This is a genomic window from Kitasatospora sp. NBC_00458 (assembly GCF_036013975.1).
GTDB lineage: Bacteria > Actinomycetota > Actinomycetes > Streptomycetales > Streptomycetaceae > Kitasatospora.
On record NZ_CP107904.1, the window covers coordinates 895,035 to 907,244 of the forward strand.

The window sequence follows — 12,210 nt, forward strand, 5'->3', positions numbered from 1 at the left end:
GGACCTACTGCGGGACGGCCCAGGAGAGGCCGTCCGGCGAGGGGATCAGACCGCCCTCGAAGAGCGGCGTCTCCTCCTCGGCGTCCTCCCCCAGCACCGCGTGCATCTGCACCTTGGAGCTCTCGGTCATCGCCTCGCGGGCCACGGACGAGCCGAGCAGCGGGGCCCAGTTGTCGTTGCCGCCCGCGGAGACGGCCTCGACCGCGGAGGCGAACTCCTCGGTCTGCGCGTGCAGGCGCGCCGCGACCGACTCGGCATCGCTGAGCGCCGCCTCCCCGGAGGAGACGCCGCCCACCAGTTCCACGAACGACTCCAGTTCGGTGCTGCTGTTCCGGGTGAGCTTCTTGGCCTCCCAGAAGTAGGAGCCCTCGACGCGGTGCATGTCGTAGAAGGACATCAGGAACTCGTAGAACACGCCGTACTCGCGGCGGTAGCGCGCCTCGAACTCCTTCATGGCCGCCTCCTCCTCGACCTCGCCGGCCAGCGTGCTGTTGATCGACCTCGCGGCCAACAGCGCGCTGTAGGTGGCCAGGTGGACGCCGGAGGAGAAGACCGGGTCGACGAAGCAGGCGGCATCGCCGACGAGCATCATGCCCGGCCGCCAGAAGGCGGTGTGGTGGTACGAGTAGTCCTTGCGGACCCGGATCTGGCCGTACTGGCCCGTGGTGACCCGGGTGGCGGGGGCGAGGAAGTCCGAGATCATCGGGCACTCGTCGATCAGGGCCTGGAGCGCCTTCTCCGGATCGCCCTGGACCTTCTCGGCCAACTCCCGCCGGACCACGGCTCCGACGCTGGTCAGGGTGTCGCTCAGCGGGATGTACCAGAACCAGCCGCTCTCGAAGGCGACGCACAGGATGTTGTAGCGGGTCGGCTCCGGCAGCCGCTTGCCGCCCTCGAAGTAGCCGAACAGCGCCAGGTTGCGGAAGAAGTCCGAGTACTCCCGGCGGCCGCCTATCCGCTGGTTGAGCCGGCTCTGGTTGCCGGAGGCGTCCACCACGAACCGCGCCGACACCTCCCGCTGCACGCCCTGGTCGTCGGTGTAGCGCACACCCGAGACCCGGTCGCCGTCCTCCACGATCTCCGACACGGCGCTGCCCTCGCGGACCACGGCGCCGACCCGGCGGGCGTTGTCCAGCAGGATCTTGTCGAACTTGGAGCGCTCCACCTGGTAGGCGGTGGAGGTCGGGCCGGCCATCTGGGGGGAGACCGAGAAGGAGAAGGTCCACGGCTCCGGGTTGGCGCCCCAGCGGAAGGTACCGCCGCGCTTGAGCGGGAAGCCCGCCTTGGCCAGCTCGTCCGCCGCGCCGGTCAGCCGGCAGACGCCGTGGATGGTGGACGGCAGCAGCGACTCCCCGATCTGGTAGCGCGGGAAGAACTCCTTCTCCAGAACGAGCACCGAGTGCCCCTTCTTGGCGACGAGTGCGGCCAGGGTCGAGCCGCCGGGACCGCCGCCGACGACCACGACATCGAATGCTTCGGTGTTGCTCACGCTGATGTGTCTCCCGTTTCCTCGCCGCCGACGCCGACGGTCTGTCCAGAATGTGCAGTGGGTGGAGTACTGGTCTCGATGCGGCCGGGCCGCCCCGGCCGGGTCGGCCGCCGCCCGTCCTTGCGCTCGTCGCCGATCAGCTGGAGCAGCGGACCCGTCATCACGGTGGTGATCAGCGCCAGCATGACCAGGACGGCGTAGAGCTTCTGGCCGATGAGTCCCGCGGACTTGCCGACCTCCAGCACGATGAGCTCGGTCAGACCGCGGGTGTTCACCATGACGGCGACCAGGGCGGACTGCCGGGGGTCCAGGCGGTGCAGACGGGCCACGCCGTAGGTGGGGACGATCTTGCCGGCGATCGCCACCAGCAGGAGCAGGCCGAGCAGGCCCAGGCCGTCCGCCCCCACCGCGCCGAGGTTGACGGACAGTCCGGTGACGACGAAGAACAGCGGCAGCAGCAGGTTGGCGACCTGCTCCATGGGCCCCAGGACGTCGGCGTCCGGGGCGCCGTCACGCCGCGGCATGGCCATCCCGGCGAGGAACCCGCCGAAGACCGCGTGCAGCCCGAGCGACTCGGTGACCCAGGCACTGCCCAGGGCGACGACCAGCGCCACCGGCACCGGGTTGCTCAGCAGGCTCGCCGGCCGGGCCAACCACCAGCGCAGCACGGGCCGGAGGCAGCCGAACAGGAACGCCGCGAACCCCACCAGCAGCGCCAGGGCCACCGGCCAGGACCAGCGGGTGGCATGGCCCGAGTCGCTGAGCACCGCGGCCAGCACCAACCAGGCGGCCACGTCCATGAGTCCGGCCGCCGCGATGGACACCGCCCCGGCGGTGGTGCCCGGCGCGCGCTCGCGCACGATGGCCGCCAGGACCGGCAGCGCCGTGATCGAGATCGCCACCGCCATGAACATCGCGAACGAGGTCCGGCCCGCGTGCGCCGGGTCCACCGCGGAGAAGAGCCCGCCGCACAGGGAGACGGCCGCCAGGGTCAGCCCCATCGGGGCCAGCAGCGCCGCCAGCGCGACGTTCACCGCGGTGCGTCCCGCCCGGAAGGTGCGGAAGTCGATCTCGTAGCCCGCCACGAAGAGGAACAGGACGATCGCGATCTGGGCGAGCACCGAGAGGAACGGCCGCGCCTCGGCGGGGAAGAGGAAGGTGGTCGGATCGCCCGGCAGCCGGCCCAGCAGGGTCGGCCCCAGGGCGATGCCGCCCAGGATCTGGCCGATCACCGTGGGCTGGTTGAGCCTCCGGGCGACTCCGCCGGACAGCCAGGACACCAGGACGACCAGGGCCACGTCCCCGAGGACGACGGCGGTCGGGGCACTCATGAGGACTCCTCCTCGCTCGGCTCGCCGGTCTCGGCGCGCAGTCCTGCCAGGTCCGCCTCCGGGCGCCGGACGATCTGCTCCAGCAGGCGCAGGTAGTCCCCGGACAGCCTCTCGGCGCTCCCCCGGGCGAACAGGTCGGTGCTGTACTCCAGGTAGCCCTCCAGGCCCTTCTCCGTCTCGCGCAGCGACAGGTTCAGGTCGAAGGTCGCCGTCCCGGGGAGGGTGGGGAGCGTTTCCCCGGCCAGACCGTCGACGCGGTCGATGTCCCGCCGGCCCCCGCCGTCCGTCGACGGGGCCGGCGCCAGGTTGAACATCACCTGGAACAGCGGGGAGCGGGCCGGATCGGGGTGCGGGACCAGCGTGCGGACGAGGTCCGCGAAGGGCAGGTCCTTGTGCGCCTGCGCCTCGGCCACCACCTCCCTGGCCTGGGCCAGCAGCCCGGTGAAGGCCTGCTGCGGCGCCACGTCCAGGCGCATCACCAGCGCGTTCACGAAGTACCCCACCACGTCGTCGAGTTCGGCGGCCGGCCGGTTGGTCACCGGCGAGCCGATCGCCAGTTCGCGGTCGTCGGTGCGTCCGCCCAGGAGCACCGCGTAGGCCGCCAGCATGGTCATGTAGAGCGTGGCGCCGTGCTGCGCGCCGAGCCCGCGCAGCCGCTCCACCAGCTCGGCCGGGACGGCGAGCTCCACCGCCGCGCCCTGGTGGGACTTCACCGGGCAGCGCGGGTAGTCGGTGCGCAGCGCGAGGCACTCGGGCAGTCCGTCGAGCCGCTTGCGCCAGAAGTCGCGTTGCCGGTCGAGCTCGGCGGCGTCCACGGTGCGGCGCTGCCAGCGGGCGAAGTCGGCGTACTGCAGCGGCAGCGGCGCCGGGCCCGGTCGGCCGTCGCCCGACCCCTGGTAGAAGGCGACCAGTTCCCGCATCAGGATGCCGGTGGACCAGCCGTCCACGACGCCCCACGGGCGGGTGAGGACGAGGACGTGCTCGTCCTCGTCGACGACCAGCAGGTGGGCGCGGAGCATGTGCCGGTCCTGCGGCGCGAAGGGGCGCAGCCGCTCGGCCCGCAGCCATTCGGTGAGCGCGGCCTCGCCGCCGGTGGACCGCGGGAGCGCCAGGACGGGCGTCTCGAAGCCGTCGGCGCCGTTCACGCGCTGGACGACGGTCCCGTCGCGCTCCGGGTAGCCGGTGCGCAGGATCGCGTGCCGCGCCACCAGGGCGTGCACGGCCCGCGCCAGGGCGTCCCGGTCCAGCCGGCCGCGCAGCCGTACGGCCAGCTGGGCGTTGTCGTGCGCGGTGCCCAGGTGCGCGGGGGTCCGCAGGAACCACAGGTCCTGCTGGGCGAAGGACAGCGGCGCCTCGTCACCCTCCGTCGCGGGCGCGGCGGGCACCAGGTCGGCGGGCACCAGGTCGGCGGACGGCTGCGGCTGCGGCTGCGGCTGCCCGGCGGCCCCGCCGTCGCTCGCCGCCCCGGTCGCCGGGGGCGTGCCGGCGCCGGGGTCGCCGGTGACCGCGACGGGCCCCTCCGTGCTCCGGTCGGCGGCCGCCTCCAGCGCCGCCGCCAGGTCCTCGACGGTTGCGGCCGTGAGGATGAGCTGGAGCGGCAGGTCCGTGCCGGTCTCCTTCTTGACCCGCAGGTTGAGGCGGGTGGCGAGCAGGGAGTGACCGCCCAGGTTGAAGAAGTTGTCCTGGAGGCCGACCCGGTCGAGCCCCAGGACCCCGCCGATGAGCCGGCACAGGGTGTGCTGGGCCTCGGTGCGGGGCGCGACGTAGACCTCCTTGGCGAGGTCCTCCTCGTCCGGTGCCGGCAGCGCCCGCTTGTCGACCTTGCCCTGGGGCGTGACCGGCAGTTCCTCCAGGACGACGAAGGCACCGGGGACCATGTAGTCCGGCAGCCGGTCGGACAGGTGGTCGCGCAGCTCCCGCACCAGGCCGGGGCCGACCCGGTCGATCTGCGGTTCGTTGGCCAGGCGCCGGGCCCGGTACGGGTGGCGTGCCAGCACCCGGGGCCGCTCGCCCCAGCCCAGCACCAGGTCGAGGCCGTCCGGCCGGTCCTGCGACCAGGTGGCCGCGATGTGGTAGCCGAGCTCCTCGGCGTGCCGCAGCGCCGCCTCCAGTTCCGCGGATTCCTCCCGGGCCCGCGCCGAGAGCCGCTCGCCACCGGGCAGCGGGTCCACCTGGCGGGACGGGGCCAGCCGGGCCAGCGAGGCGAGGACGCGCGCGTCCTCCGCGATCCGCGGGTTGGTCAGTCCGGTGACGCCGAACCGTTCGGGGACGTCGCCGACCAGCAGGGCGCGCAGCTCCGCCGGGGTGGCGGCCTCCAGCCAGGGGAGGTCGGGCGCCGCGGCGGCCGGGCCCTTGGTCAGCACCACGTCGTAGCGGTAGGCGAGCATCTCGTTGCCGCCGGTCCCCCGCTTGAGCATGATGTCGACGGCGCCCAGTTCCTCGAACCGCTCCGGGAGCCGGGTGAAGAAGCCGGGGCTGACCAGGAGTTCGCTCTCCTGGCGGCGGCGGCGCTGCACCTGCGCGGCCAGCGCGCCGACCGTGCTCGGGACGCCGGAGCGGCTGCGCTCGATGGCGCAGACGTGTTCGGAGAACAGGTCCAGGTTCCGGATGTCGCCCAGCAGGATCCGGCCGCCCTCTTCGAGCAGGGGCAGGATCCGGGCGATCACCTCCTGGAGGTAGTGGCGTGTGGGGAAGTACTGCGCCACGGAGTTGAGCACGACCACGTCGAAGGTCTCGCCGGCGAGCTCCGCCACCGACAGCGCGTCTCCCTGTCGCAGGGTGAGGTGGGACCAGCCCCGGCGCTCGGCGCTCCGGCGCACGTCCGCCAGGGCCGCGGCGGAGATGTCGATGCCGTGCACCCGCTCGCACTCCTGTGCGTAGCGGAGGAGCAGCAGCCCGGTGCCGCAGCCGACCTCCAGCAGCCGCTTGGGCCGCAGTCCGCGGATCCGGTCGACGGTGCCGTCGATCCACTCCCGCATCTCGGCCTCGGGGATCGGTTCGCCGCTGTAGCTGCTCTCCCACCCGGCCAGGTTGAGGTTGTCGGGGACGGCCTCCTCGGCTTCGCGGGAGTACTGGTCCTCGAAGAGCTTGCGCCACTGGACCAGGTGCTCGGCGGTCTGCTCCGCGGCGGCCGCCTCCAGCCACTCCTCGGCCGGGCGCACGTAGGCGCTCAGGGTGCCGGCCTCGCCGTCGGCGTGGGGCACGACCACGGCGCTGTGCACGGAGGGGTGCGCGTTCAGCGCCGCCTCGACCTCGCCGGGCTCGACGCGGAAGCCGCGGACCTTGACCTGCTCGTCCACCCGGCCGCGGAACTCCAGGGTGCCGTCGGGCAGCCTGCGCACCAGGTCGCCGCTGCGGTACAGCCGGCCGCCCGGGGTGTCGCCGAAGGGGTCGTCGACGAACCGCCGGGCCGTCAGCTCCGGGTCGCCGAGGTAGCCGCGGGCGACGCCGGCGCCGCCCAGGCAGAGCTCGCCGATCACCCCGTCCGGCACCAGCCGGAGCCGCGCGTCGGTGACGTGGGCGGTGGTGTGGGGGACGGGCACGCCGATCGGCACCCGGCTGTCCTCGGCGAGCCCGCGCGGGATCACGTGGTAGGTGGAGGCGATGCTGTTCTCGGTCGGGCCGTAGCCGTTGGTCACGGTCAGCCCCGGGTGGGCCTCGTGGAGGCGCCGGACGTCCCGGGCCGAGAAGGTGTCGCCCACGACCGCGAGCTCGCGCAGCGGCAGCGCGCGGCGGCTCGCGGCCTCGGCGAAGGCCGGCAGGAAGGCGGCCGACAGCAGCATCGTGGTGACGCCGGACCGCTCGACGCAGTCCAGCAGCTGGACCGGGTCCTTGGAGTCGCCGTCGTGCAGCACCAGGAGGCCGCCGGAGAGGAGCGGGGTGAGCACTTCCTGGGAGCCGGCGTCGAAGGCGATCGAGGAGTGGTGGAGCACCACGGTGGACTCCCCGGCCGCGAAGTAGTCCGGGTTGCGCACCAGTCGGACCACGCCGCGCTGCTCCACCAGCACGCCCTTGGGGCGTCCGGTGGACCCGGAGGTGAAGACGGCGTAGGCGAGGTGGGACGGCGTCAGGCCCAGCCCGGCGCGGTCGGGGTCGTGCACGGGCATGGTGTCGAGCACCTGGGCCCGGTCGCCGGCCCGCTCGCCGGTGTCGAGGTGGAGCACTTCGTCGACCTGCTCGAAGAGCGCGCCCGGCAGCCCGGACTGCCCCAGCACGATGCGCACCCCGGAGCCGTCGAGCAGGGCCTGGATGCGCTGTTCGGGGTAGTCGGGGTCGATCGGGACGTAGGCGCCGCCCGCCTTGAGGACGCCCAGCAGTCCGACCACCAGCTCCGGCGAGCGGCCGGCGCACACTCCGACGAGGACGTCGGGGCCGACCCCGGCGCCGCGCAGGTGGTGGGCGACCTGGTTCGCCCGCGCGTTGAGCTGTGCGTAGGTCAGCCACCGCTCGCCCTGGCGCACCGCGATCCTCTCGGGGTGCGCGGCCGCCTGCTCCTCGAACAGCTCGGCGAGGCAGGAGTCCTGCGGGTACGGGGGGCGCGCGCCGCGGGCGACGCTGAGCAGCCGTTCCCGCTCCGCCGGGGGCAGCACGTCGATGTCGAGTGCCCGGGTGCCGTGTCCGTCGTCGGTGGCGAGCGCGTCGACGATGCCCGCGAGCGCGGTCTCCACGTAGGACAGCAGGGTCTCGGGTTCGACCGTGTCCTCGATCTGGACGGTGAGGGAGAGCTCGTCCCCGAGGTCGTCGAGCGACATGCCCATGGGGTAGTTGGTCCGGTCCATGACGGCCAGCCACCGGATGCCCTGCTCCTCCAGGAGCGGCGCCTGGGCGTCGTCCCGCGCGGGCTCGAAGTGCCGGAAGTTGATCGCCGCGGTGAACAGCGGGGTGTCGCCGTCCAGTCCGCTGCACCGCTGGGCCAGGCTCAGCGAGGACTGCTCGCGGACGATCAGCCGGCGCAGGTCGGCGGCGACCTCGTCGACCAGCTCCCGCACGGTACGGCCGGCCAGCCGCACCCGCAGCGGGAGGGTGTTGATGAAGTTGCCCAGCATCCGCTCCACCCCCGGCACGCCCTGGAGGCGTCCCGACATGACGGTGCCGAAGACCACGTCGTCGCGCCCGCTGCCGGCGGCCACCACGCGGGCACAGGCCGCGTGGAAGAGCCACGCCGGACTGAGGCCGAGCCGACCGGCCTCGGCCCGCAGCCGCCGGGCGAGGTCGGCGGGCAGCGAGCGGCGCGGCTTGCGGGTGCGGCGGCCGTCGCCGTGCACGTCGCCCAGACCGAACGGCACCGTCGGTTCGGTGACGTCTCCGAACGTGGTGCGGAAGTACTGCTCCGCGTCGCCGGTGCGCAGCTGGTGCAGGGTGTGGGCGACGAAGTCGCGGTAGGGCGCGGGCGGGGCGAGCAGGTCGGCGCGCCCGGCCATGTGGGCGGCCAGCTCGTCGGCGATCAGGCGCATCGAGGTGGCGTCCTCGATGAGGTGGTGGAAGTTCATCAGGAGGAAGCGCCGGGACGATCCGGGGTCCTCCGCGATCCGGACCCTGAGCATCGGCGCCCGGTCCGGCGGCAGCTGGGCCGTGAGGCCGGCCATGGCACGGGCCCGCTCCTCGGCGTCGGCGCCGGTCGCGCCGTCCCCGGGCAGGCCGATGTGCTCCACCGGGAGCACGGCCGAGCGGTACACCACCTGCACCGGCTCGGGCAGGCCCTCGGTGAGGACGGCGGTGCGCATCACGTCGTGGCGGTCGATCAGGGCCTGGAGCGCGTCGAGGAACGCCGTGCACGTGGCTTCGTCGTCCGCGGTGAACACCGCGGACATCACGTACGGGTCGTTCTCCGGGTCGATCAGGTGGTGGAAGAGGATGCCCTCCTGGGAGGGGACCAGGGGGTAGACGTCCTGGATGTTGGGGGCTCCGCCGGGGACCCGCTCGGCGATCGCGTCCAGGTGCTCCTGGCCCAGCCTGACCAGGGGCAGCAGCTCGGGGGTCAGCCGCTCGCAGCCCTCGGGGACGGCGTTCGGCGGCACGGAGTAGCCGGGCTCGGCCGCCGGGTCCCCGCCCGTGCCGGGCCCGCCCGCCTCCGCGGTTCCCGCGTCGATGCGCGCCGCCAGGCCGCTCAGGGTGGCGTCGTCGAACAGGTCGCGCACCGTGAGCTGCAACCCGGCCGCCCGCAGCCGTGCCACCAGGACGGTGATGAGCAGTGAATGGCCGCCCAGAGTGAAGAAGTTGTCGTTCGCGCTGATCCGGTCGGCCTCGAAGCCGAGGAGGTCGGCCCAGACCTCCGCCAGCACCCGCTCGGTACTTTCGGCCGGGGCCGCGTAGGCGTGGCCCTCGCGCTGGGCGTAGGCGTCGATGCCGGGAGCCGGGAGCGCGGCGCGGTCGAGCTTCCCGTTGGTGGTCAGCGGCAGGTCCGGCAGGAGCACGTAGGCGCCGGGGAGCATGTACTCGGGCAGGACGCGGCGGGCGAGCCGGTCCAGCTCGGCGGGCAGCCCCGCCTCGTCCCGGTCGGCCGCCGGCACCACGTAGGCGACGAGCTGCCGGTTGCCGGGCCGGTCCTCGCGCACCACGACGGCGCACGAGCGCACCCCGGGGTGCTCGTTGAGGCGGGCGGAGACCTCACCCGGCTCGATGCGGTAGCCGCGGATCTTGACCTGGTCGTCGTTGCGCCCGTGGTACTCCAGCGAGCCGTCCGCCAGCCGCCGGGCGAGGTCCCCGGTGCGGTACATCCGGGCGCCGGGCACCCTCCGGAACGGGTCGTCGAGGAAGCGTTCGGCGGTCAGCTCCGGTCGGTTCAGGTAGCCGCGGGCGACCCCCGCGCCGCCCACGTACATCTCGCCGACCGCCCCGGTCGGCACCGGGTTGAGGTGCCGGTCGAGCACGTAGACGTTCAGGTCCGGCAGCGGCCCGCCGATCGGGCTGGCGGCGGAGGCGGTGTCCTCCTCGGTCACCGGCCGGTGGGTCACGTGCACCGTCGTCTCGGTGATGCCGTACATGTTCACCAGTTCGGTGGCCGCGTTGAGCGGCCGGGCGAACCAGGGGCGCAGCGCCGTGGGGTCCAGTGCCTCGCCGCCGAACACCACGGTACGGAGCCGGTGCCCGGCGCCGTCCTCGCCCTGGGCCGCGATCAGCTGTCCGAACGCGCTGGGCGTCTGGTTGAGGACGGTCACGCCCTCCGCGCACAGCAGCGCGTAGAACTCCCGGGGGCTGCGGGCCACCTCCTGCGGGACGACGACGAGGCGGCCGCCGTGCAGCAGGGCACCCCACATCTCCCACACCGTGAAGTCGAAGGCGAAGGAGTGGAACAGCGTCCACACGTCGTCGGGGCCGAAGCCGAACGACTCCCGGGTCGTGGTGAACAGCCGGGTCGCGTTGCGGTGTTCGACCAGGACGCCCTTGGGCAGGCCGGTCGAACCCGAGGTGTGGATGACGTAGGCGAGGTCCCTCGGCGAGGCGCCGGCCACCGGCTCCAGGTCGTCGGCGGGCAGCCACTCCCAGTCGCCGCGCACGTCCACCACCTGGGCGCCGCCGGCGCTGAGCCCCTCGGGCAGCGCGCCGTCCACCAGCACCACCTTCGGGGCGCTGTCCGACAGCACGTGGGCGAGCCGCCCGGCCGGCGCCGTCAGGTCCAGCGGCACGTACGCGCCGCCCGCCTTCAGCACCGCCAGCGCGCCGACGACGAGCCACTCGCCGCGCGGCAGGCAGAGCGCCGCCGGCGTGTCCCGGACCACGCCCGACGCGCGCAGGTACCGGGCCAGGCGGTTCGCCCGCGCGTTCAGCTCGGCATAGGTCAGGGAGCGGTCCTCGCAGGTCACCGCCACCGCGTCCGGGTTGCGGCGGACCACCTCCTCGAACCACTCGTCGATCCTGCGCACCGGCTCGGGCGCCGGGCCGGGCGGGGTCCGCCACGGCCTGGTCACGGCGTCGAGTTCGGCCTCGTCCAGCAGGGCCAGCCGGGAGACCGGCTGCTGCGGCGCGTCGGCGACGGCGGCGAGCAGGGTGGTGAAGTGGCGCACGAAGCGCTGGACGGTCTCGCGGTCGAACAGGGCGGTGCTGTACTCGACGGCGCCGGCCAGGCCCTGCGGGGTCTCCCGCAGGTCGAGGGTGAGGTCGAACTTGGCGATGGTGAAGTCGACGTCGACCGGCGTCACCTCCAGCCCGCCCAGGGTGAGCCGGGGCTCCGCCTGCTCCTCCTGGAGCACCAGCACGGTCTGGAAGACCGGTGAGTGGCTGAGTGCGCGCTCGACCTGGAGGGCGTCGACCACGGCCTCGAACGGCACGTCCTGGTGGTCGTAGGCCTCCAGCGCGGTCCGCTTCACCCGGGCGAGCAGCTCGGTGAAGGCCGGGTCGCCGTCCAGGCTGTTGCGCATCACCAGGGTGTTGGCGAACAGGCCGATGAGCCCCTCCGTCTCGACCCGGTTGCGGTTGGCGATGACGGTGCCGACGGCGATGTCGGTCTGCTGCGTGTAGCGGTGCAGCAGCACGGAGTAGGCGGCCAGCAACGTCATGTACAGCGTGGTGCCGTGCCGCTCGCCGAGCTCGCGGAGCCGGTTCAGCAGCTCCGGCGGGCAGTGGAAGAACTCCCGGGTGCCCTGGTAGCCGCGCACCGGCGGGCGCGGGCGGTCCGCGGGCAGCGTCAGAGCCGTGTCGACGCCGGCGAGCCGGCCCTTCCAGTAGTCGACCTGACGGGTCTGCACGTCGCCCGCCAGCCACTGGCGCTGCCAGTTCGCGAAGTCGGCGTACTGCACCGGCAGCGGCTCCAGGGCGTCGTCCCGGCCCTGGCGGGCCGCCTCGTACAGCTCGGTCACCTCGCGGAAGAACACCCCGACCGACCAGCCGTCCGAGACGGTGTGGTGCATCGTCACCATCAGGACGTGCTCGGTCTCCGACACCCGCAGCAGCAGCGCCCTGATCAGCGTGTCCTGCGCCAGGTCGAAGGGCGTGAGCATCTCCTGCTGGCAGATCGCGGACACCCCCGCCGGGTCGGCGACGTCCTGCTCGCGCACCGTGAAGCCGGTGCCGTCGTCGATGCACTGGTACGGGACGCCGTCGCGTTCCTCGAACCGGGTGCGCAGGACCTCGTGCCGCAGCACCAGCCCGGTCAGCGCCCGGCGCATCGCCGCGCGGTCCAGCGGACCGTGCAGCCGCATCGCCATCGGGACGTTGTAGTAGGCGCTGGTGCCCTCCAGCTGGGCCAGGAACCAGAGCCGCTGCTGGGCGTGGGAGAGCGGGAGCGGCCGGTCCTGGGAGCGGGGCAGGCGCGGGATGATGTCCAGCGCGGAGAGGTCGACGCCCCGCTTGGTCAGCAGCGCGATCACGGCGCGCTGCCGCTTGGCGGGCATCGCCTGGATCTTGCGGATCAGTTCCGGTCCGCTGTCCGGGTACGGCGTGCTCATCGTCGGC

At 73.4% G+C, this 12,210-nt stretch carries 3 protein-coding genes; all 3 read right to left on the reverse strand.

Annotated features, from left to right (window positions below; all coding sequences use genetic code 11):
• Nucleotides 1-4: 4 nt before the first annotated feature.
• The 3 genes from OG550_RS03335 to OG550_RS03345 are packed head-to-tail and all read right to left on the reverse strand — an operon-like array spanning nucleotide 5 to nucleotide 12,203.
• Nucleotides 5-1,489: a tryptophan 7-halogenase gene (locus OG550_RS03335; protein ID WP_327674308.1), complete on the reverse strand. Its 1,485-nt coding sequence runs from the start codon at nucleotides 1,487-1,489 to the stop codon at nucleotides 5-7.
• Nucleotides 1,486-2,820 (reverse strand): cation:proton antiporter, encoded by a 1,335-nt coding sequence (locus tag OG550_RS03340; protein WP_327674310.1) that lies wholly within the window; start codon nucleotides 2,818-2,820, stop codon nucleotides 1,486-1,488. Before OG550_RS03340 ends, OG550_RS03335 begins: the two co-directional genes overlap by 4 nt.
• The gene (locus OG550_RS03345) at nucleotides 2,817-12,203 is read right to left on the reverse strand and encodes a non-ribosomal peptide synthetase (RefSeq protein WP_327674312.1); all 9,387 of its coding nucleotides are present in this window, start codon (nucleotides 12,201-12,203) and stop codon (nucleotides 2,817-2,819) included. The genes OG550_RS03340 and OG550_RS03345 overlap by 4 nt, the downstream gene beginning before the upstream one ends.
• Between the last annotated feature and the right edge of the window lie 7 nt (nucleotides 12,204-12,210).

What these genes read in the sequence shown, in the direction of transcription:
- OG550_RS03340 (WP_327674310.1), bottom strand. Translation starts at nt 2,820, where the DNA reads ATGAGTGCCCCGACCGCCGTCGTCCTCGGGGACGTGGCCCTGGTCGTC.
- OG550_RS03345 (WP_327674312.1), bottom strand. Translation starts at nt 12,203, where the DNA reads ATGAGCACGCCGTACCCGGACAGCGGACCGGAACTGATCCGCAAGATC.